Annotated in this window: 29 protein-coding genes and 1 pseudogene; 24 read left to right on the forward strand and 6 right to left on the reverse strand. The window is 31.8% G+C overall.

The genetic code is table 11. The features are described 5' to 3' along the window. The 8 genes and pseudogenes from DFR79_RS16535 to DFR79_RS04235 all read left to right on the forward strand — a co-directional run. The coding region (locus DFR79_RS16535; RefSeq protein WP_133514342.1) for an ImmA/IrrE family metallo-endopeptidase at positions 1–161 on the forward strand (161 nt) is incomplete at its 5' end. 167 nt (positions 162–328) lie between these two features. Further along, positions 329–1,471 (forward strand): helix-turn-helix domain-containing protein, encoded by a 1,143-nt coding sequence (locus tag DFR79_RS04205; RefSeq protein ID WP_133514259.1) that lies wholly within the window; start codon positions 329–331, stop codon positions 1,469–1,471. Positions 1,472–1,685: 214 nt separating this feature from the next. Next, a complete protein-coding gene (locus DFR79_RS04210; RefSeq protein ID WP_133514260.1) occupies positions 1,686–2,339 on the forward strand; it encodes a hypothetical protein in 654 nt (217 codons plus the stop codon). A 112-nt stretch (positions 2,340–2,451) separates the two neighbouring features. Next, positions 2,452–3,740 (forward strand): annotated as a pseudogene (locus DFR79_RS04215) (IS110 family transposase). Positions 3,741–4,180: 440 nt separating this feature from the next. Continuing rightward, on the forward strand, positions 4,181–4,687 hold the full coding sequence (locus DFR79_RS04220; RefSeq protein WP_133514261.1) for a hypothetical protein: 507 nt from the start codon (positions 4,181–4,183) through the stop codon (positions 4,685–4,687). 4 nt (positions 4,688–4,691) lie between these two features. Further along, on the forward strand, positions 4,692–5,147 hold the full coding sequence (locus DFR79_RS04225; RefSeq protein ID WP_133514262.1) for a hypothetical protein: 456 nt from the start codon (positions 4,692–4,694) through the stop codon (positions 5,145–5,147). 253 nt (positions 5,148–5,400) lie between these two features. Beyond that, complete coding sequence (locus tag DFR79_RS04230; RefSeq protein WP_133514263.1) at positions 5,401–5,739, forward strand: helix-turn-helix domain-containing protein; 339 nt, start codon at positions 5,401–5,403, stop codon at positions 5,737–5,739. A 1-nt stretch (position 5,740) separates the two neighbouring features. Continuing rightward, the gene (locus DFR79_RS04235) at positions 5,741–6,499 is read left to right on the forward strand and encodes an ImmA/IrrE family metallo-endopeptidase (RefSeq protein WP_133514264.1); all 759 of its coding nucleotides are present in this window, start codon (positions 5,741–5,743) and stop codon (positions 6,497–6,499) included. 310 nt (positions 6,500–6,809) lie between these two features. Here the strand turns inward: DFR79_RS04235 and DFR79_RS04245 are convergent, their stop codons facing one another. Next, positions 6,810–7,136, reverse strand: coding sequence for a hypothetical protein (locus tag DFR79_RS04245; RefSeq protein WP_133514265.1), 327 nt, complete (start codon positions 7,134–7,136; stop codon positions 6,810–6,812). A 265-nt stretch (positions 7,137–7,401) separates the two neighbouring features. Between DFR79_RS04245 and DFR79_RS04250 the strand changes: the two genes are divergently transcribed. The 7 genes from DFR79_RS04250 (at position 7,402) to DFR79_RS04280 (ending at position 10,422) form a co-directional block, all read left to right on the forward strand. Beyond that, positions 7,402–8,220, forward strand: a complete 819-nt coding sequence (locus DFR79_RS04250; protein WP_133514266.1) for a DUF6765 family protein — start codon at positions 7,402–7,404, stop codon at positions 8,218–8,220. A 33-nt stretch (positions 8,221–8,253) separates the two neighbouring features. Further along, positions 8,254–8,472, forward strand: coding sequence for a hypothetical protein (locus tag DFR79_RS04255; RefSeq protein WP_133514267.1), 219 nt, complete (start codon positions 8,254–8,256; stop codon positions 8,470–8,472). Beyond that, complete coding sequence (locus DFR79_RS04260; protein ID WP_133514268.1) at positions 8,450–8,638, forward strand: hypothetical protein; 189 nt, start codon at positions 8,450–8,452, stop codon at positions 8,636–8,638. The genes DFR79_RS04255 and DFR79_RS04260 overlap by 23 nt, the downstream gene beginning before the upstream one ends. An 80-nt stretch (positions 8,639–8,718) precedes the next feature. Next, entirely contained in the window at positions 8,719–8,898 is a 180-nt protein-coding gene (locus tag DFR79_RS04265) for a YvrJ family protein (RefSeq protein WP_133514269.1), read from the forward strand. A 237-nt stretch (positions 8,899–9,135) separates the two neighbouring features. Beyond that, a complete protein-coding gene (locus DFR79_RS04270; RefSeq protein ID WP_133514270.1) occupies positions 9,136–9,723 on the forward strand; it encodes a hypothetical protein in 588 nt (195 codons plus the stop codon). Beyond that, the gene (locus DFR79_RS04275; protein ID WP_133514271.1) at positions 9,716–9,994 is read left to right on the forward strand and encodes a hypothetical protein; all 279 of its coding nucleotides are present in this window, start codon (positions 9,716–9,718) and stop codon (positions 9,992–9,994) included. The genes DFR79_RS04270 and DFR79_RS04275 overlap by 8 nt, the downstream gene beginning before the upstream one ends. Next, on the forward strand, positions 9,991–10,422 hold the full coding sequence (locus DFR79_RS04280) for a protein-export chaperone SecB (protein WP_133514272.1): 432 nt from the start codon (positions 9,991–9,993) through the stop codon (positions 10,420–10,422). The genes DFR79_RS04275 and DFR79_RS04280 overlap by 4 nt, the downstream gene beginning before the upstream one ends. Before the next feature lie 174 nt (positions 10,423–10,596). Here DFR79_RS04280 and DFR79_RS04285 read toward each other — a convergent pair whose 3' ends face one another. From DFR79_RS04285 to DFR79_RS04295, 3 genes are read right to left on the reverse strand one after another with little or no spacing between them, the layout of a single operon-like run. Then, entirely contained in the window at positions 10,597–10,935 is a 339-nt protein-coding gene (locus tag DFR79_RS04285; RefSeq protein ID WP_133514273.1) for a hypothetical protein, read from the reverse strand. Then, a complete protein-coding gene (locus DFR79_RS04290) occupies positions 10,936–11,475 on the reverse strand; it encodes a replicative helicase loader/inhibitor (RefSeq protein ID WP_133514274.1) in 540 nt (179 codons plus the stop codon). Then, a complete protein-coding gene (locus tag DFR79_RS04295) occupies positions 11,462–12,508 on the reverse strand; it encodes a hypothetical protein (RefSeq protein ID WP_133514275.1) in 1,047 nt (348 codons plus the stop codon). The genes DFR79_RS04290 and DFR79_RS04295 overlap by 14 nt, the downstream gene beginning before the upstream one ends. 288 nt (positions 12,509–12,796) lie before the next feature. Here DFR79_RS04295 and DFR79_RS04300 point away from each other — a divergent pair, with 288 nt between their 5' ends. Next, the gene (locus DFR79_RS04300) at positions 12,797–14,671 is read left to right on the forward strand and encodes a polysaccharide biosynthesis protein (RefSeq protein WP_133514276.1); all 1,875 of its coding nucleotides are present in this window, start codon (positions 12,797–12,799) and stop codon (positions 14,669–14,671) included. Between the two features lie 44 nt (positions 14,672–14,715). After that, positions 14,716–14,982, forward strand: a complete 267-nt coding sequence (locus tag DFR79_RS04305) for a hypothetical protein (RefSeq protein WP_243727702.1) — start codon at positions 14,716–14,718, stop codon at positions 14,980–14,982. A gap of 210 nt (positions 14,983–15,192) precedes the next feature. Here the strand turns inward: DFR79_RS04305 and DFR79_RS04310 are convergent, their stop codons facing one another. Together DFR79_RS04310 and DFR79_RS04315 are read right to left on the reverse strand one after the other, a co-directional pair. After that, complete coding sequence (locus DFR79_RS04310; RefSeq protein ID WP_133514278.1) at positions 15,193–15,507, reverse strand: type II toxin-antitoxin system RelE family toxin; 315 nt, start codon at positions 15,505–15,507, stop codon at positions 15,193–15,195. Further along, entirely contained in the window at positions 15,500–15,754 is a 255-nt protein-coding gene (locus DFR79_RS04315; protein WP_133514279.1) for an AbrB/MazE/SpoVT family DNA-binding domain-containing protein, read from the reverse strand. Before DFR79_RS04315 ends, DFR79_RS04310 begins: the two co-directional genes overlap by 8 nt. A 269-nt stretch (positions 15,755–16,023) precedes the next feature. Here DFR79_RS04315 and DFR79_RS16305 point away from each other — a divergent pair, with 269 nt between their 5' ends. From DFR79_RS16305 to DFR79_RS04350, 7 genes are all read left to right on the forward strand, one after another. Further along, positions 16,024–17,166, forward strand: coding sequence for a YecA family protein (locus DFR79_RS16305; protein WP_133514280.1), 1,143 nt, complete (start codon positions 16,024–16,026; stop codon positions 17,164–17,166). Positions 17,167–17,843: 677 nt separating this feature from the next. Continuing rightward, complete coding sequence (locus DFR79_RS04325; RefSeq protein WP_133514281.1) at positions 17,844–18,062, forward strand: hypothetical protein; 219 nt, start codon at positions 17,844–17,846, stop codon at positions 18,060–18,062. Then, a complete protein-coding gene (locus tag DFR79_RS04330; protein WP_133514282.1) occupies positions 18,062–18,361 on the forward strand; it encodes a type II toxin-antitoxin system Phd/YefM family antitoxin in 300 nt (99 codons plus the stop codon). The genes DFR79_RS04325 and DFR79_RS04330 overlap by 1 nt, the downstream gene beginning before the upstream one ends. A gap of 18 nt (positions 18,362–18,379) precedes the next feature. Continuing rightward, positions 18,380–18,532, forward strand: coding sequence for a hypothetical protein (locus DFR79_RS04335; protein WP_243727703.1), 153 nt, complete (start codon positions 18,380–18,382; stop codon positions 18,530–18,532). A gap of 325 nt (positions 18,533–18,857) precedes the next feature. Continuing rightward, on the forward strand, positions 18,858–19,169 hold the full coding sequence (locus DFR79_RS04340) for a hypothetical protein (protein WP_133514283.1): 312 nt from the start codon (positions 18,858–18,860) through the stop codon (positions 19,167–19,169). 166 nt (positions 19,170–19,335) lie between these two features. Continuing rightward, positions 19,336–19,995 carry a UvrD-helicase domain-containing protein gene (locus DFR79_RS04345; RefSeq protein WP_166637969.1) on the forward strand — a complete coding sequence of 220 codons (660 nt, stop codon included), beginning with the start codon at positions 19,336–19,338 and terminating at the stop codon, positions 19,993–19,995. 173 nt (positions 19,996–20,168) lie between these two features. Then, positions 20,169–21,752 (forward strand): UvrD-helicase domain-containing protein, encoded by a 1,584-nt coding sequence (locus DFR79_RS04350; protein ID WP_133514285.1) that lies wholly within the window; start codon positions 20,169–20,171, stop codon positions 21,750–21,752. Positions 21,753–21,783: the final 31 nt, after the last annotated feature.

Here is a 21,783-nt window from a genome sequence, read left to right on the forward strand (position 1 = left end):
TCCGCCAATATTTTACTGCAGCTCATGAATATTATCATTTAAAATATAATGTTAATTTAAATGGAAAACAGAAGTCGCTAGAGAAAGAAGCTGATACTTTTGCCTCTTATTTATTAATGCCCCGAGAAGCCCTAAATTTTCATCTAAAAAAAGCTTACTAAAAAAAATAAAATTTCAGAGAGTAGATATAATGAGTATCTAATTGAAGGTGGATATGGCTACCTGGTATTTGGAGATGACGATTATAATGTTAATATAGTATAACAAATATATTTTTGATATTTCAATAGAAGTTATATAAAATTAACATTAATGGGGAGGTGCCATTATGAAAGTGGCAGAAGTAATAGCTAAAAATTTAAAAGAGCTGCAGGATGAATTCAACCTTAACCAGACTGAAATGGGAGAGATCATAGGGGTTACCAGACAGACTTTTGCAAAGTATTTAGATGGAGAAAGAGTAATGGATAGCGGCAAATTATACAAATTAACCAGATATTTTGATAAAGAGATTGATTTCTTTTTAAGCAAAAAATCAAAAAGAGAAAAAGTATCATTTATGTTTAGAGCCGATGATCCAGAAAATAATTTTGATGACAAATTAAAAAATAAAATTGCAGAGAAATTTAAATTATATCATGAAATTATAGAACTGAGTGATGACCCAGTAAAAGATTATTTACCAGAAGAATATAAACTAAAAATCGAAGGTAATAAATTAAATGAAAAAGAAAAAACCGCGATAGAAAAAATTGCAGAAAAACAGAGAAGATATATGGGGGTAGATGATGCATTAAATATCAATGTCTTTACTCTTTTTGAAGAAAATAATATTAATGTAATTGCTCAGGAAATAAAAAATGCTAATTTAGATGCTGTTTCTGCTTATTCTGAAGATAAAGGTGCCTATATTTTTATTAATGACAGCAGAGATATTCCCGAAGAAAGAAAAATCTTTTCTGCAGTCCATGAATTAGGGCACTTAATTCTTCACCGTGATCAATACAGCAAAGATATTAATGAGTTAAAGTATGCTAACACCCGGATGAAAGATATAAGAGAAAAAGCAGCAGATCATTTCGCAATGTCATTTTTAGTACCTGCTAATGTTTTAAAAAATTATGATTATTATTTTGATGGTTATATTGACCTGGACCTGATTATTGAGAAGAAGAAAGAATTTGGTGTTAGTGCAAAGTCTTTGATCATGACTTTAAATAAATATGGTTATATAAATGGTAAAATATTAGGTGCTTTATTCAAAAAACTCAAAGAGGCTGGATATGACAAAAAAAAACCAGAACCGAGGGATAATATAAGAAAAAATGAAAAGCTATTTGCTCTGGTTAGAAAATTAGTTGTCAAAGAAGAAATAACCATTAATAAGGCTGCAGAAGTATTAAATATTTCAGTTTTAGAAATGAGAAAACTGGCTAAGAAATGGAAGAATTATGAATACAGAACGGCTTAAAAACTTTAAAGGAGAAACTATAGTATAAGATTACTACTCCCAATTTTAACTTTAGAATTTATTTGGAAAATTTTTGAAATATATATTGATTCTAGTCTTTATTTAGGGTATAATTTAATAAAGGAATTGCAATTGGGGTTTATAGATATAATTTTATAGACTTCATTATTTACTAAGCTTTTATAATGCTAGTTTAAACTTAGGAGGAAAAGCTATGGATGCTAATATCCAGCAGGCACAGGTGGTATTATTTTATAATTTTTGGAAGTCATCCAACCTTTTTAAAATAGCTGATTCTTTTGATAAAAGTTTTGCTAATATATTTGATGGTGGGCAAAAATCAGTTCTGCCAGTAAATGACCAGACCCCTCCTGAAGTACCTCGAATTATTATGTCTTCACAGGATGGAGAATATCAATTTCAGCTGAGTTCGCTTCGTGCTAACTTTATTATCCAGGGTGAAGTTTCTTCTAAAATTAATAAAGCAGTTGATTTTGCTAAAACAATTGCAGCAGTTTCGCTTAACGATTATAACTGGTCGATTAATAGAATTGGGTTAGTCATTAATGCTAAAAAAGAATTTAATAATAATACTTTAAAATTTTTAGATAAGCATTACTTCAGCAATAATTTACAGAGCCAGGAAAAACAGAAAGAAATTCATTCATTGATTGAAGATCTCTGGGAAGGTGAAAAAGTTAATCAGTGGCTGCGTTTAAAAGCTGATGCTAATTATTTGAATATTGTTGTAGATAGAAATCTAGTTCCAGATGATGATAGAGATTTGAGTAAAAGTGATATCTTTCAATACTTAGAAATCTCCAGTGAAAAAATTAAAGAAATAATTAGTAATTTACCGGATCAGTAAGGAGCATTCCTGTAATGAATAAAAATCAATATCGACAAAAAAATACCCCCTTGGTATAATACGGAGTATCAGAGGTCATTCTGATCTCTAAAAAACCAAGGAGGTATCTAATATGAATTATACTCAAAACAAAAAGATTATGCAAGTAAAAGTTTCAACGCTGGTAGTTGGAGTGGATATCGCAAAGAATAAACATGCTGCAAGATCCTTCAATTTTAGAGGAATAGAATATGATAAAGCAATCTTTTTTGAAAACAATGAAGCAGGTTTCAAAAAACTTCTACACTGGATTAAAAAAGTAAGTGAGAAGGAAAATAAAACTGATGTAATAGTTGGAATGGAGCCAACAGGACATTACTGGTTATCCTTAGAGGAATATCTAAGAAGAAAGACAGACTTTTTGAGAGTAGTGGTAAATCCTGCTCATGTAAAAAAGAGCAAGTCTTTAGATGATAACTCACCTACTAAAACAGACAGAAAAGATGCTAAAGTCATAGCTAAACTGGTAATAGATGGTAGATATTCTGTGCCACATATACCAGAAAAAGAATATGCAGATTTGAGAGTAGCAATGACTCACAGAGAAAGACTGGTTAAAGATATAGTAAATCTTTCAAATAAAGTGCAGCAGCTGATAGACAAATATTTTCCTGAGTATAGCACTGTTTTTAAAAAATGGGATGGAAAAGCTTCAGTTGCAGTTTTAAAAGAACTCTTTTTACCTGAATTGATACTTGAAAAAACAGAGGAAGAAATAGTTGAGATTTTCAGAAAAGGTGCTAATAGAGCTGTAGGCATTAAAAGAGCCAGAAAGCTTAAAAAAGCGGCTTTAAGTTCAATTGGTATTAAAGAAGGTGGAGAATTTACTCGGTTTGAATTAAGGAATCTACTGGAGCAGTATGAGCTTTTAAATAAGCAGAAAGAACTGCTTGAAGAAAAAGTAGAAGAACTGCTTGAGAATATGGAAGAAGCTAAATATATGGAATCAGTAAATGGTGTAGGTCTAATTACAGTAGCAGGATTCATTGCAGAAGTTGGAAACATAAAGGACTATGATCATCCAAAACAGATACAGAAACTTGCAGGTTTAAACTTAAAAGAAAACAGTCAGGTAAGCATCAGGGTCAAACCAGAATAACTAAAAGAGGAAGACCTAAATTAAGAGCATTGCTGTACAGAGTAATGATGCCAATGCTGGCCAATAATCAGGAGTTTAAACAGCTGCATGAATACTATACTACTCGAAGGGATAATCCTTTGAAACCTAAACAGTCAATGATAGCTTTAGCCTGCAAATTGATTAGAATATTTTTTGCATTGGGTCAAAAACATGTTAATTATGATGGTGAAAAGTTGATGAACGATATTGAGAGAAATTTAGATTTACAGGAAGCAGCCTAAGTATTAAGTGTATTGTTGTTAATGAGTTAATAAGTTTGTTGATTTAAAAAAGCTTGTTTAAAGTTGAGTAATAGAACTTTGAAAGAGGAAGACTGGATTAGCCGGAAATTATTTATACCATTAGGGCTTAACCTAAGTTAAGACCCGGTTGAGGAGCAGAACCGGCCTCCACCCATGGGAAGGTAGAACGAAGGAATGTTGGGACATAGATCCTGGGAGATATGGGAGGTAAGACCACCATGGTTATGTGGAGATCCAAAGCGACCATAGAGGAATTTTTTAGAAAAAAGACAGATTTTTTAATCGGGTCGTCTCTATATTTCCAAAAATTAATATTTATGACTTAAGTTTCTACTTTTCTGATTCAAAGAAAAATGAAAAACTACGAATGAGCTAGTATTTAAGAGATAAACTTAATTTAAAGAGGGAGGTAGAATATAATGGAAAGAACAACTTCAAAATCACCTGAAAATTATTCAATTAATAATAGTGTTTCTTATGTAAGTGAGTTCTTTGATAACAGCAATTTAACTGCTCAGATAAGAGATAATATAAATTCTTTTCAGCGTATTACAGAGGGCTTAAAAATTACTGACCAATTTAATTTTTCTACTTCAAATTTACTAAAAAATTTATCTAATATTTATAAGGTGCAGACTACCGTAGCTAAAGAAGAGAAAGAAATAAGCATTGTAGTTAGTTTGTTTTCAAAAATAGATGGAGTAGAGTCTATTTATGCTAAATATGATAATGGCTATTATGATATTAAAATATTTACTACGAATGATAAATATGATGCTGAACTTATGGAACGCTTATTTAACATTGAAGATACTATTTTTGAAGTAATGGGAACTGAAAATTTTAGCTTTGAATATTTACCTGCTAAATATCTTAGCCCCAAAGACGTTTTATCTGAAAAATATTATATAATTTTTAAAGGGTGATTGGATGGCAGCTGAAAAGGAACATCTTAAACAGGCCTGGCATAATACAATTTTAAGCAAAGAATTATCTGATCAAAAGCAGGTTCACTATCGTGATTGGATAATCACGGTAAGTTTTTATGCTGCACTGCATTTTGTTGAGGCATGGTTATCAACTACTGAAATGGTAAGTGCTGTTAAATATAAAAATAGCAATAATGTCAAAGAATCTATTCATAAGATTAGATCTGATTTAGTAAAAAAGAATACAGATAGAAGAACTGCTCATAGTTATAAACAATTATATACCATGTCAATGCAGGCCCGGTATTTAATGAACAATGGAGCAATTACAACTTATAATTATTTTGATAATTCAGATGCTGAGCGGGCAGTAAGTGATTATCTAGTTAATATAATATCTTATTTCAATTATAATGACTCTCAAGATGAATTTGAGATATCGGATATTTTAAATTGAACTCTCATTAGAACTTAAAGTTTCTGGTGGGAGTTTTTTTATTGCAACAGTGTTCTTGTGTTGCAGTGGAGATTTGCTAAAATGCAATAATAGGGAATTTTAGTTTGCAACTTTCAAGAATACTACTTTGCAACTTTCGGTAATTTTAGTATACAACAAATTGAATTATGTTACTTTCTTAATTTTATATTGTTTCATTGTAACAAATATGTTACAATGAATATATAAGAATTTAAATGAAGGGGTGAGCATAATGTTAAACTATGAAAAGATTGCAAAAAGGTTAAAAGAAGCTCGGGTGGATATGAATTATTCACAGCAGGAAGTAGCTGATTTAATTGGTAAAAAAAGAAGTCAAATCTCCTACTATGAAACAGGTGCCAGAAAAATTAATTTATCTTTGTTAAACAAATTCTCTAACCTATATGGTAAAAGTATTGAATACTTTGTTGGAGAAAGAACAGAAGAAGAACAATTAGAGATAGCTCACCGCTCAACTGATATTAAACAGGATGATCTTGAGAAAATTGAATGGGCAAAAAATTTTGTTAATAACTTATATGAATTAAAAAATATGCAGGAGGTAAAATAAAATGAGTAAAGCTAATAATCCTCTTGCTGAAACTAGAGCTATAGAAACCAGAAATGAATTTGGTTTGAGCAATACAGAAGCAATTAATATTTTTGAAGTTTTAAAATATAATGGTAATGTAAGTATTATAAAAATGTCAATTGAGAGTGGATTATATGGTCTTTTCATCAAAAAAGGTGAGGTGCAGGCAATTTTAATTAATATTAATACCTCGCCAGGCCGCCAATATTTTACTGCAGCTCATGAATATTATCATTTAAAATATAATGTTAATTTAAATGGAAAACAGAAGTCGCTAGAGAAAGAAGCTGATACTTTTGCCTCTTATTTATTAATGCCCCGAGAAGCCCTAAATTTTCATCTAAAAAAAAGGCTTACTAAAAAAAATAAGAGTAAAATTGATGTATCAGATTGTCTTTATCTCGAAAATTATTTTAAAATTAGCCACCAGGCTCTTATCTTGAGACTAAAACTGGATAATCATATAAAAAATAAAGAATATCAAAATTTAAAAGATATTAATATAACTAAAGCGGCTAAAAGATACGGATATTCAACAGAATTATACTTTAAAGTAAAAACTGATGCAGATATAATCGTAGAATCTGACTATGCTGAATTAGCTGAAGAAGCACTTGAAAATAATAAAATTTCAGAGAGTAGATATAATGAGTATCTAATTGAAGGTGGGTATGGCTACCTGGTATTTGGAGATGACGATGATAATGATCATAAAGATACTTTAGATGAGCTTGATTAAAGAAAAATTGTAAAAGCATTGAATAGGCAAGTAAAGTTAGATTTAGTTTGATTTCTAATCTTACTCTAATAGGTGAGATATTTTCTTTTTTAAAGCTTTAATTTAATGCCGCATAATTCACAAGTGCGAAATTATCAATTTAGATGGTGATAGCTACAGATTAACTTGCAGAGAAATCATTTTTGAAAAGTCTTAGGTGTAAAATCTTATTTAACGAAAGTGTAAAATATTATTTGATATTTATAGCTAATTAGCAGTTGCTTTTTCATTCTGTTAAAGGTTTTAAAATAAAAGAAATAAATTGTAAAGCTCATAAAATAACACAAGAAAACAAAAAAGAACAAGAAGAGTAGTTTTCCTCCTTGTTCTGATAGTTAGTATTTTCTTCCCAGATATCCGATTCTTTTAATTCCCAGGGATCGCCACCATTTTCTTTAAAGATAATAAAATGATGAATCCATGATTTAAAATCTTCCTCTGTAACAGGTAATTCTTCATAATTAATTCCGTTCTGTTGATAGAACAGATGGAGCTCTTCTGAATCAATATCATATTTTTCCTGAAAATTTAATAAAACATTTTTTGAGTGTTCTGGTTCTTCGACAATTTCAAAAACATCTTCTAGATTTATATCCATAGGACCACCTCTTTCTCTTACTGTAAGTTTATTTTAATAGCTGACCAATTGATTTGCAAGGAATCGGAAGAAAATTCTTCGGTGTTTTAGTATATAAAAAATTAATTATAAGGATTTTCTTGAATAAAACGAACAAATGTATTATAATTTGAGTAGATAGATTAATAAACAACTAATAATCTAATTTAAATTCTTTCTTTAACCAGGTAAATATTTCAGTTATTCCAATCGAGAATCTATCAAATAAAAATTAAGGGTGATTTTAATGAAAAAAGATGCTCATTACTATGCTTTGCTGGCAATGGCCCGTTCTGTTGGAATAGAAAAGGAAACTGCCCACAAAATAGCTTATGCTTCTCAGTTTGTTGATGATGCCAAAGTAAATAAAATAACCCTTGCTGCTGATAACCCTTCCGACTTACTTTCTCAACTTGGTGATGAAATTATTAATGCTGCCACCTGCCATAGTTATTCGGACTTAAGTACATATAATTATTCTTCTATGACGGCCAATACCTCTGCTTTTCATTTTGTCCCTGCTTATGGTCATGGTCAGGTGTATTCTTATCCTGATATTCCTTATTTAGAGTGGCGATATGAATATGATGCAACTGATAACTTTTCAAGTCAATATCAAGTTAGCAGAGTTAAGAATAATGAAATATTTATTGATGCATTCAAAAAAATTAAAGATATTTTACAGAAGTTTTTAGAAAATAATGAACAGTATAGAGATGATTCAATTGTTGAAGTAAATTATGAAGAATTTCATTCTATTCTTACTACTAGAAAAGTTGAAGAGGAGCGAATAGATGACTGGAAAGACTTTATGCTTGCTAATGGTTTGCTATCTTCTTCAGATCAAAATATTATTGAATATTATCATAATATGTGGTTAAAGAAAGCTTTTAAAGATTTCATTAACTGTGATTTTGAGAAAAGAATAGTTAATAGGGTACATTTAGCTGATGATTTTCTGCAGAGTAACTGGTATAAATACTATCAAGGAATTCAGTGGTATAAACAATTATTTTTTAAAGCAGCAGAAAAGAATGGCTTGAGTATTCCTAATAGTTATAGTTAATTTTGTTATATTGGACTTTGAAAGGGGTAAAAAATGAGAAGTTTTTGTCCTGAATGCAGAAAAGAAGTTGAGTATCATATTGAAAAGTTAGTTGAGAAAAAAGAGGTTCGGGGTCTGGAATTTGAATATGAGGCAGAAAGAGCTTATTGTAATGAATGTGGATCCGAGATTTTTATTTCTGAACTTCATGATCAGAATCTTAAAAGAATAGATAAGGCTTATAAAGGTGGTGATTCCCCTGCGCACTTTTAAAGAAAGAATTAAAAATATAGAAGAACATTTTAATAATCTAAGTATAGAGGAATTTGAAAAGAATATGTATAATGCCCGAGCTTATAAAATTAAAGCTGCTGAAGAATCAGGTTTTAGACTTTCTCAATCTGAAGAAATCACTCTGGAAATGGATTTAGATTCCTAATAACTTACAAACCATCCTTCCTCTTTTTGAACTAAGGTGATACCATTAACGCAAACGTTAGTTCAGAAAGGGGATTTTTTATGGAACAATTATTCAACTTAATCAGTTCTTATGGGTTTCCGATGGTTTTATCCATTTATCTATTGTTGCGCTTTGAAACACTGATCAGAGGTCTCAAAGAATCAATAGACACCTTAATTATTTTAACCAATGTCGAATCAGCTGAATTGAGAAGACTTAAAAAAGAAAAAAAGATTTAAGTTAAAGTGGCAGCCCCTGAATAAACAGGGACTGCAGGAGTGATTAGTTGTGAATGGCAAATAATATTTTAAACTTTTTGCTCATTAAGATTTTATATGTTTTGTTTTAATATTATCTAATCCATTATTTTGATAAAATTAATTGGAAATTTTTTGAAATAAATATTGAAATGTCATTAGATTTGATATATAATTTAGTTAGTCAGAAAGAACTAAAGGGGACGGAAAGGTGTAAATATGCCAGCGACAATAGCTGCTTATCATGGGACAGATAGCAATAATGTTGATGATATAAAAGATAAAAATTTTATCTATAAGCATGATAAATCTCATTGGTTAGGAAATGGAATATATTTTTTTATGGATGGTATTGGCGAGGATCCAATTACACTTGCTTCAAAATGGGCTATTGCCCAGAGCTGGAATAACAATGCAAAACATTATTCTTATAAAAACTATTCAGTATTAAAAACAGAGGTTAATTTAGAGAATATTTCTATTTTGGATCTTACTTCTGATGATGGTTTAGAACTATATAATAGATATCGGAACCGATTATTAAATAAATTGAGTTACTATGACTTGCGAGAAAATTATAGTGGAAATAGTGGGTTTGAATATGATTTTAAATTATTTGAACATATAAAAAACAATTCTAGTGTAGGTATAATTATTTCTCATATATACATTAAATTTACTAAAGAAAGAAAAGCACTGGTCAAATCAAGAATTCCAAACTGCACAATAATTTCAATAGATGATAATAATTATCTTGATAAAGGTTCTATAGCCGAAGTGAAAAAAGGGAGGGTTGATAATGGATAATTTAACAGAATTAAAGCAAAATGAGAAGCTGGTTATTAATTCAAATAAGTTAGAAGAGGAAATTGATGCATATTTTGATAATGTGACTAAAGAAGATTTAATAAAAGATTTAAATGAAGCTGGGATTGAGATACAGGATGCGGAAAAAGATTATGCGTCTGTTTTTGATGCCTATATTTGTAATCAAAATGAAAATTATACATTTAAATCACCTAAAAAAAGTAGCTCTCAATCTGTGGAAGAAAATGAAGTGGAGTTATTAGCAGCATGAAAAACAATAAAAGCGTTTTAGAATTTGAGAATTATTATGTTGATGAATTTGTATTTAAAAAAAATAAAAATTTTGCAAAAGGCCAGGATCAAAAAATTGATGTAGATTTAAATTTTGAATTTGAAACTGAAAGAAATCAAAATAATTTTAAAAGAATTGTGACTTGCTATATATTTGATAAAAACTATGTCGAGAATAATAAACCATTTTATCTGAAATTAAAAATTAATGGGAACTTTTCCTTAGCGAATTATGATGATAAAAATAGAAAGCATAAGGAAATAATTAAGAAAAACACTTTAGCTATATTATTTCCTTACATTAGAAGCATTATAAGTCATATGACTTTAGAAATGCAGGTTGGACCTGTACAAATGCCGCCAATGAATATAAATCATTTTTTTGATGACGAAAAAGATGAAAATTAAATATTATTTAATATCCTCTTTTTGAACTAAAGTGATCTTATTTGATCAGATATTAGTTCAGAAAGGGGTTTTTTTAACAGAACAGTTATTCAGCTGAATTGAGAAGACTTAAAAAAGAAAAAAAGATTTAAATTAAAGGGGCAGCCCCTGAATAAACAGGGACTGCAGGAATGATTAGCAAATTATTTTATCAAAAATGATAAAATAAAGTCTTAATTCATTGTTAGTTAATTTAGCCTTGCAATCTCGCACATCCCTTTTGCATTTGTTTTCATCTCTGGGACAGTCATTACAAAAACAGCGATTCTTTCTGCTCAGGTCGGTAAATTTTTTTACCAGTTCTTCCAATTTATCTGAATCTCTAAACCTACCAAAACAGGCAGTAAAGACCTGATAACTGGGAAGAAAGGGATCACTGTTGATTTCTCTTGCCCCCGGAACCTTTTCTATTTCTTCGGCCTTTTTCCACAGCAGTTTGTATAATTCTTCTTCTGTATATCTTTCTGCATTCATTTACTGCACCTCATTTTCTTCTGAGATTAAAAGCAGTTTCTCCTTGAAGGGTCTGGGCAGATAAGCGGTCTCCTGATTCTTTAAATTAATTTCCTGATAGATTTTGATAAACTGGTTTTTAACATAACTTGTGTCTTGACTGTGGCAGAGGGCGGCAAAACCACCAAAATTGCGGACAGCTTCTCTAACTCCAGGCGGCAGAGATTCCATAGCCTCCCCAGGGTTATAGTAGCCAAATTTACGCACAGCTTTTAAAGCCAGATACCAGGCTTTTCCGGCTGTGATTTTAGCTGACTCTGGTTGTTTTAGTATTTCTATTGTCTTAACTATTTCGCCGGGAGTGGGAGGCCACTGCGGCTGATTGATAATCAATTTCTTTACCGCTGCCACCACCAGCTGGTACTGATATAATTTCAGGAGATCATACCAGACCTCCACCATCATTGTCGAACTGTCATCATCAGCCTTTGGAAACTTAAAGCGGTTATTATAGCAGTTGTTTAAATAACTCAGGATTTTAATGATTTCACTTTTCTTCATGGCTATTTTCCTCCTCTTTTGCTGCCAGATACAGTTCCTTTAGGAGATTATTTTTTTGACTGGGAGCATTAAATTTAGAACTTTTAAGTTTGTTTTCCAGTTTAATTACCTGTTTTCTTAATTTTTTAGCACTTAAGATATTGTTTTTCCAGAACTGATCCTGCTGGCTGAAAGAAATAATCGCTTCTATTTCTGCAAAGCTGTAGCCTTTATTTTCCTTAGCCTTTGCTCCTACCGGACCAAGGCGGTGGAGTTTTTCTATTTCTTTTGTCCACTTTAGAAAAAGCCTGTCGGCAGGATCTTTTTTTGGAACAGCAGCCCGGGGATTATTAGCAGCTATCAGCTCAATTAAATAAGAAGCGAGTTCAGCTGCCTTTTTAAAATTATCATCTGAGTTTATCTGTTCTAAAAATTCAGCTTCCTCCTTTTTTTCAGCCTCTGTTTTTATTTGAGCTTGAGCTGGAGTTTGAGTTGGAGATAGAGATAGAGCTGGAGCTTGAGAGTTACTATTATTTGTCGAAAGCCCATCCAGACTGTTTGTCTGCAGCCCCTTATTTCTATCTGCAGTAAGCCCCTTGTCTTTTCTGGTTGAGAAGCCCTTTTTTAAGAATCTTTTCTTTTTGCTTTCCGCCTTGAGATAGCTGTAAAATTTAGGATTATATAGTTCTGCCTGTTCAATAAAACACTGCAGCAGCGGGGAGGTCGGCAGAGCCTCCAGTTTGTTTAATGCTGACTTGTAGTGGTTAATATTATTTAGAGGTTGATACTTTAAAGCATTGATGATCAAAATAATGGAGTTGTCTTTATCGTATTTAATAAAGTTATCAGCACTGAGTTTATTAACCCCCTCCAGAATTTCTTCCTTTTTTAAGCACATATCTTCTGCCATGTAACTTAAAGGCAGGTGATAAAGTCCTTCGGAAATACTGTGCTGATTGCTTAATAAATAGAGGGCGATCATCCGCGTTTTAAAATCCCAGTTTTTAACCTTTTCATCAATCCAAAAATTATCCTGAATCTTGTTATAACCCATTTAAATCATCCTTTCTGTTTATTAAGAATTTTATCACAATTTAAAATAATAATATGGAGTCCTCCTTTCTGCAAAATTCATATTAGATATTATAGCATTTGCTGGAAAATTTTTTAACAGTATTTTGTAATTATTTATAGATAGTAAATATTATAATGTGGAGGGGAGGCTGGAGATTGCCACATCTTTTCACTATTATTGTCGAATCAATTGAATTAAGAAAGAAATTGCAATATAATATAATTAGTTATAAGCAGGGAGCAATTTAAATCGGGGGTTGAGTTTAAAATGATTGAATATCTTTTAAAATTATATAAAAAGCCGAGGTTAATTATCATTGACCTGGCTTTAGTTAATCTGGCAGTACTATTTTCCTTTATTTTGCGTTTTGATGAAGCCTGGATGCAGTATTTTAGAATTGATTATTTGCTGGCAATTACAGTTATCTCATTTTTTGTCCTCTATTTTTCAGCACTCTATAATAAGATGTGGCAGTATGCCAGCATGTCTGAGCTTTATTCTATTTTTAAAGCCACAATAGTAATCAATATTATATTTGTAATCTATATCTATTTCTTTAGAGTTTCTTTTCCCCGCAGCATAATCGCCATTAATTTAATGTCGGATATCTTTTTGCTCGGAGGAATGAGGTTTGGACTTCGCCTGCTCAAAGATTATTTAAACCGCAATCAGACTCATAAATCTCAGAGCAGAGTTTTAATTATTGGAGCCGGTGATGCTGCAGAAATGATAATTAGAGAAATGCAGAAACATCCGGAAATTGGCAAAAGAATTGTGGGGCTTGTCGATGATGATCCGGCTAAGCAGTCTCTGGAGATTCACGGGAATCGGGTGCTGGGTAAAACTTCAAAAATACCGCAGTTGATTGAGGAATACGATGTTGATGAGGTAATTATAGCTATTCCCTCTGCTGATGGTAAGACAATTAAGCGGTTTTATGAGCTGAGCAATAAAAAAGAGGTCAAGGTGGAAATTGTACCTGGAGTTTATGAAATTCTAAAAGGTGATGTTTCCTTAAATCAGATCCGGGAGGTTAAGGTAGAAGACCTGCTGCGCCGGGATCAGGTGGATTTGATAACTGATGAAATTTCTGATTATCTGCAGGATAAGACTGTGCTGGTCAGTGGTGGTGGGGGCTCAATCGGTTCTGAACTCTGCCGTCAGGTTGCTAAGTTTAATCCGAAAAAAATAATTATTTTTGATATTAATGAAAATACTACCTATTTTTTAGAAAGAGATTTGCGCGATAAATATCCCAATTTAGATTTAGTCTCCATCATCGGAAGTATCAGGGACAAAAATAAGCTGCAGAAAGTTTTTGGCGATCATTCTCCAGATGTAATCTTCCATGCGGCAGCTCATAAACATGTACCCTTAATGGAGACCAGTCCGGAAGAGGCTATTAAGAATAATATCCTGGGAACCAGAAATCTGGCAGAGACAGCAGCGGAATTTAAAATTAATCGTTTTGTTCTAATTTCAACAGATAAGGCAGTTAACCCAACTAATGTGATGGGAGCTTCCAAAAGGGCAGCTGAGATGGTTGTCCAGACTATAAACAAAAAATCTGAAACTAAGTTTATGGCAGTCCGCTTCGGTAATGTTCTGGGCAGTCAGGGAAGTGTAATCCCCTTATTTAAAAAACAGATTGCTGATGGTGGTCCGCTGACAGTGACTCATAAGGATATAACCCGCTACTTTATGACTATTCCTGAGGCCTCTCAGCTTGTGATCCAGGCTGGTGCGTTAGGTATGGGAGGAGAAGTTTTTGTTCTGGACATGGGAGAACCGGTCAAGATTATGGAGCTTGCCGAAGATTTAATTTCGCTTTCTGGTTTAACTCCCTATGAAGATATTGATATTGAGGTGATCGGACTGCGCCCGGGCGAAAAACTTTACGAAGAGCTTTTATGTGATACTGAAGATAATCTGCCCACAGAACATGAGCGGATTTTTATCAATAATTTAGAAGCTGTAGACCAGGAGTTTTTAAATAAACATCTGGAGCGCCTGGCAAAACTTGCAGAAAAATCTTCTGGTAGTGAGATAGTTGCAGCTTTGGTTGATCTGGTAGAGACCTATCAGCCGAGGCGAGATAATGTCAAAAAGATTGATTTTAAAAAGGGTAAAAAGAGTTCATAATTCTGTGCCAACTTAGATCAGAAGCTGAAATCTTAGAGACACTTGTGGCCCGTTTTGACCAGCTTGATAAACGTTTTGATAAGTTGGTTAATATTCTTGAAGAGCAGAATATTGAACTGTATAATATCAAATCAACTCTTAAAAAGCACGATGAGAAACTTGATGAAATGGGACATACTATTAAAAAGATTCATAATCAAACTGCTCGCCTGAGTATTGGCCAGAGTGAACTGAATATGAAATTGATAAGCTTAAGAATTCAAGCTCAGAAAAAAACGAGAAAAATATCAACAGTATGTAAAATCACTTAAATATTAAGAAAGAAATAGCAAGAGCAGTTCTCATTTTTGGCAGAGGCTGCTCTTTTTTTATTTGCTAACAGAGCTAGTAAGAGCAAATATCAAAACTGAAATTGATAGTATAAGCAAAGAAAAGCCCTCTAATGAGGGCTTTGATTTATTAATTAGCTAATATTTTACTTTTATCTTTTTTCTGAAAGTGCGGTAATTTGGGGATAGTGTTTATAATAATCCATTTTTTTTAAGAGCTTTAACTCTTCGTTTTGCCTCCAGATAAATATTTTGCCTGCTGCCGACAATAATCAACAGACATACTTTATTATCTTCTAAAATTTCAAAAATTGCTCTATATTGTCCATTAGATAAAGTGAACTTAAAACTTCTTAATCCTTTGAGATTTCCAGATAAAGATTTGCTTTTTTTAATTGGATCATTTTCTAAAGAAATAATTTGTTTAATAGCATTTTCTTTTTGATGTTTAAGTCTTTTTAAGTCATCTTTTACTAAATGAATAATCTCAACAGAATAATTATTCATCTAATTTAATCCCCTCTTCTTCAGCAAAATCTCTCAGATTTTGTGTATTCCCTTTTTTATATTCACTTTCTGCATATGCAGTTAATTCTACAAGTGGATCTTCAATTGCCCTGGTTAATTCTACTCTTCCAGGGCTGAGATTCATAAAAAGTACATCTCCTGATTCAATATCTGCAGCTTTTCTAGCTTCTTTGGGGATTGTTATTCTGCCTCTTGAGTCCACTTTGACAACTAATTTATCACTCATTTTATCACCACCCTGTATTTTATGGGTTTTACCCACATTTATATTATATAATATGAAGAACTTTATAGCAACTCATAATAGAAACTGTTATAATTTTTCTGTAATAGGAGAAATTTTGGTTTGCAGTTTTTTGATTTACAATTTTTATTCTCCAGTCCAAAACACTTTTGTTGGAGAACACCTGAAGGTTATGCTATAATTAAAATTAATAATGAATAGATCAAAAATTTTAAAATATAAGATCAATTGGCTGCACAGGAGGTTAAAATATGCCACAGCAAAATTTAGGCGATTACTTATCGACTCTAACCAAAAAGGAACTAACTGAAATCAGACAGTACTGGCAGTTTGGCGGAATCAGTCAGTTAAACAAGTCTGAATTAATAGAGGCTCTTGCTGAAAGAATTAAAGCTCAGCTTAAAGACTGGCTTAAGTATCAGCTTCCCAGAAATATTGATTTTTTAGAGATGGTAATTGAAAAACAGAAGCAGAAGCAGAGAGTGAAAGTAACTTTTAAAGAAGTTTTACCCGATGCTTTAAATAATTTTTATTACCGGGGTATTCTTGACCTGATAGATGATGAAGAGGAAACTACAGTTAGAATACCGGCTGATTTAGTCCCCCAAATTGAAGAAGTTATAACTGACTCTGAGTTTAAAGAACAGCTGAAGAAAAATAAAGAAATCATGACTTTTGTCAGTGGTTTGCTGGTTTATTATGGGGCCTTAAGCGTAAGTGAAATTTATGATTTTTATGAAAAATATTATGATAACTCTGAAAAAGATGTAAATTATCTTTATCTGCGAAAGCTAGTAGATGAAATATATCTCTCAACTGATAGAATTGAACGTTACAGTTATTATTATCTTGATCCCGGAGTTATTAGCCCGGAAGAAATAATTGATGAAATCGAGATGAGGCAGAATGTAGATTATTATTTACCTCGAAAAAAGGATATCCTTTATGCCGGCAGCAATGAAGAGGAAAAGTTGAATTCTGTGCAGCGTAAATTCAAAAAAATGTTAATTAATGATTTTTCAATTCCAGAAGATAGGGCTGAAGATATTCTCTGGACTATGAAGCTGGATATAAAAAATGATTTTAGTTCTATGTCGATGCTGCAGGATTTTGCCATTGATTATGAGTTTAAAAATGAGAAACAGACCCAGGAATTTGTTAAGCAGCTGAATGAGCTGCACAATAACACCCGGATGTGGATTTTAAAAGGCCATACTCCAGAGGAGCTGTTTGAAGAAGAGAGAAAGCACCTGCAGCCCCTGTCAAAAAATGAAAGAGATGGTTCCGTTGGTGAACAGACAGTTGTCAAAGGCGAAAAGGTAGGCCGAAATGATCCCTGTCCCTGTGGTAGTGGAAAAAAATATAAGAAGTGCTGCCTGGGTAAGGAGAGTTGATGATTTATGAGTTCATAGTTAAAAAAAAGAAGTAGCAAATTATAACAAGAAATTAATGTTTAGAAAGTTTCTTATATAATTGAGTTATCTGACATTATGACAATGTCACTGCAGCTAATAAGAGCAGAAGAAAGGGTTTGGTTATCGCAGAATCTTATTTTTATACTTTCTCCGGGGAAGGTAAATAGAAACTGCAGAGTTTTTATCTTAGCCGGGTGCTCTGAGGGAGATCGTGATCAATCTTATGAGAGGTTATAGCATTATCTTCAAAACTTCCGACTGATGGTTAAGTTTTTTGCGGGCAGACCGTGGCAAAAAAGAAGATAGAGGTTCGGAGTTTTGAAGATAAATGATAAGCAGTAGAGTCGATATTGTCATAACAGACAGATAACATGGGATTAACGGCATGCCCTCTGGCGCAAAGCTTGCTATTAAACAATTGCGAGTATGATGGCAAACTTTGCACCAGGTCTGTGGACAACGGGCACACCGCGAATCCCAGTATCGTTACACGACATGCCTATTATTTATATATTAAAAGGTATAATTTTTTATTTTTTTAGCTGGTGTGACATTTGATTTTCTTATAACTAACTTAATCCCTTGATATAACTGTGATTATAAAAAAACAGACTAGCCATATATTATTTATTATTATAAATAGTGAGGTGTGACAGATGGAAGATATACTTAAAAAATATGGACCAATGCTTTCAGGCGAATTAAAAGAATTATTGATTGAAAAATATTCTATTAGCTCAGAAGCAGCAAGAAAAAGAATAAGTAGAGCAAAAGTAGATGGGCGCTTAATAACTCTACAGAATTCTATCAACAAAAGAAAGTTGTATTTTTCTGTACCAAACATGAAATATTTTAATTTATGGAGGTGCAGATAATGGTTACTTTAAGAATTGATAGAGATCATATGGTCTCATCTTCTGAAATTGTTCGTAATTTTAGTAAAATGTTAGATAAAACAAAAGAGTCCCCGCTTTTTATTACTAGAAATAATGATATTGAAGGTATTATGATGGATATTGAAGAATATGAAATGTTACTAGAAAAAATCGAATTTCTGGAAGATCAATTAGAAGATGCCCATATTGAAGAGATTATAACCAAACGAAAAGAAAACTTTGATCTTAAAGATGCAGTAAGCGAAAAAGAAATAATGGATTTATTAGATAAAGAATAGATTTTAGGGGGGCTTTAGTTGATGAAGCTTAAGTTTCATCCTGAAGTTAAAGACGATATTAATAATTTAGATGGAAGTGTTAAACCCAGGCTTAAAAGTACACTTAATAAAATCAAAAAATCACCTGAATTAGGGAAACCACTTGGAAATAAAAGAAAAATTAGTAGATGAAAATCTAAAAGAAAAAGAATATTTAATGATTTGGAAAAAGCAATAGATTATTGCCAGATATCATATAAAATGAGATTGACGTTATGCCTTCTGTCATATGACTTGCAGCCAATCCAATCCTGGAGATGGTTCTATGAAAATAAATAGTGAGTTTTATAAAATAGAAAATTATTTTAGTGCATATATAAATTACGACTAGAAGATTTGCTGGGAGTCTGAATTATAACACAATTATAAATTGATCAAATTAATACTTGCTGCTCACCATTATTTTAAGATATAATATTGATATATGGAGAATACGAAGATAGGAGGGGTAGAAAAAATGCCCGAATCTGAAATTTTAGATAGGATCTTAAATCGTATTGATCAACTGGATGGTAAGTTTAGCGATAAGTTTAATAATCTTGATGACAGACTTGACAGGGTAGACGAAAGATTCAACGAGGTGGATAATCGACTTGATAAGATAGATGACCGACTTGATATGATTTATGATCAAACTGTTCGCTTAACTCTGGGCCAGACCGCTTTGAAAATGGATATTAATGAGATAAAAAGTGTCTGCAATTATCTTAATAATGAGGTGGCCAGAAATACTAAGGATATTTATGTTATGAAAAATGAAAAAAATTAAATATAAAATTTTAATAATATAAGATGAAGACTCTCACCAGATATATTCAAATTTTCTGGTGGGAGTTTTTTGCACATTAATGTCGAAAAGCTTGCAGATTAATGCTGAATCAAATATAATTTGATTTAACTATACTACTAACTATATAGGAATGAGCTCAAAATATATGATAAGAAAAATAATAGAATTCATTTTAAAGCTGTTTAAAACAAAGTCAAAGAACAGGGAAGAATTAGATTTAGAAAAAGAATATATAGAAAATCAGATAAAAAAATACCATAATCTTTTTCATAACTATGGGGAATATCCCTTAAACAGAAAACAGCAGGAGGCTGTTGTTAAAAACAAAAAATATAATCAGGTAATTGCGGCGGCAGGAACCGGAAAAACTACAGTTTTGGCCTATAGAATAAAATATTTAATCGAAGAAGGGATAACACCTGAGAGAATTCTGGCAATAACCTATTCTAATAAAGCTGCGGAAGAGATGCAGATTAGATTAAAAGAAAAATTTGAGATTACTGAGGTAAATGTAAGTACTATTCATTCTTTTGCAAATAGCATTGTTAAAGAAGAGAGTGATTATAAGCTTTCTACCGTAGAACCTAATGATATTACTAATATTGTTGAAGCAGGCTATAATAAGTTTTTGAATTCTAATCAGGAGTTCAGAGAATATTTTTATAAATTTTTAAGCCACAATGATGATGAATATCTCAATGAAGATGATTTTGAAGAAAAAACCGATTTTCTTGCTGAAATGAGATCTAAAAAATATGAAACTCTCAAAGGAGAAAAAGTTAGATCGCGGCAGAAAAAGCAATAGCCGATTTCTTCTTTTTATATAATATTAAATATCAATATGAAAAAATTGCTGACTGGGCAGATAAAAGAGAAGATAAAGTTGTCTATCAACCTGATTTTTATTTACCGGAATATGATATTTACCTGGAGCACCTGGGAGTAAATAGAAAAAATGAAGTTCCAGAATGGTTTGAGTTGACTTCTCAAGAATATTTAGCAAAAATGACCTGGGCAAGAGGCCAGTTTAAAAAATATAGCAAAATTTTAGTAGAAAGCTTTGATTATGATTATCAGGAAGGTAATTTGGAAAGTATTTTAAAAGATAAATTAAAATCTCAAGGAGTTAAATTTAAAAAGAAAAGTTTTGAAGAATTTATTGATTCAGTTGCAGATGTTAACACCTATTCTTTAATTGATGACTACAAAAAATTTATAAATACTGCTAAAATAAATAATGTAAAAGTTGATCAAATCGAGAATTTGCTAACACGAAAGTTTGAAAAACAGTATTATTTTGCTAAAAGTGCAGCCATGCTATATCAGTATTATGAAGACTATTTAAAGGAAAACAGGAAAATTGATTTTAATGACATGATCTATAAAGCGGCTGCTATTCTAAAAGGAAATCCTCAAAAATATCAACAGCGATATGATCACCTATTAGTGGATGAATTTCAGGATGTATCACTGGGGCATATTGAAATTATTAAACAATTTTTTGAAGGGGATTCTCAAGTCAAATTATTCTGTGTTGGAGATGACTGGCAGAGCATTTATTCTTTTCAGGGTTCTGATCCTAAATATTTTATAGATTTTGAAAAATATTTTGGCAGGGCAGCTAAAACTTATCTTGTTGATAATTATCGCTGTCCCAGATCAGTACTGGATGCTGGTAATTATCTAATAGAAAATAACAAACATAAAATTGAGAAAAAAGTTAATGCAAATAATAAAGCAGAAACTATTCCCAAATTGCATGTTTTATCAGAGAGTAATCGCTATAAATATAAGGTAACAAAATACACAGTTAATCTGGTTAAAGAATATCTGGCAGAAGGAAATGAACCAGAAGAGATAATGATTATCTGTCGTTATGATGGAGCTGCTCCTTTATTAAAAGAAATAAAAGAAGAGCTGAAAAATGCTGGCATTTCCTATCTTGGCAAAGGTGATGACTATTATAATGTTGAGGATAATGGTAGTATTCCCGAGAATGCGGTTTCAATATTTTCGGTACATCAATCTAAGGGTAGAGAAGCAGATAATGTTATTTTATTGCATATGGTAAAAGATGATAACTTTAGTTTCCCGACAGTTGATAAAGAAAATAAGCTGATTGAGCCGGTTAAACTTAACAGGATTAACCACCTGGAAGAAGAAAGACGGCTGTTTTATGTTGCCATTACCAGAGCAAGTAAAAATCTTGATATTTTAACCCAATCTAATAATATGTCCCCGTTTGTAAAGGAAATTGATTCTAATTTAGAAAGAGCGGAGACTTTAGATTTTTCTGGAATTAAAACTGATAATAATTTTAACTTAACAGCAAAACTCTATCGGATCTGGGATTCGGATAATGATAAAATAAGGCAGTCGGGACTGCTGGAAACTAGAACAGATGAGACAATAAATTTTATTTCCTGGGAAAGCTGGGGCTTAAAAGAGTTAGAAAAAAATGTCTGGTATAAACTAAGAAATTTAAGAGTAAAAGAATTTAAGGGGCAGAAGCAGATTCACTTTACAGCAGACACAGAAATAATTGATCTTTATCAGGAATGATTAAATAAAAATATTAAACAAATTGATTTTT

Source organism: Halanaerobium saccharolyticum (assembly GCF_004362045.1).
Taxonomy (GTDB): domain Bacteria; phylum Bacillota; class Halanaerobiia; order Halanaerobiales; family Halanaerobiaceae; genus Halanaerobium; species Halanaerobium saccharolyticum_C.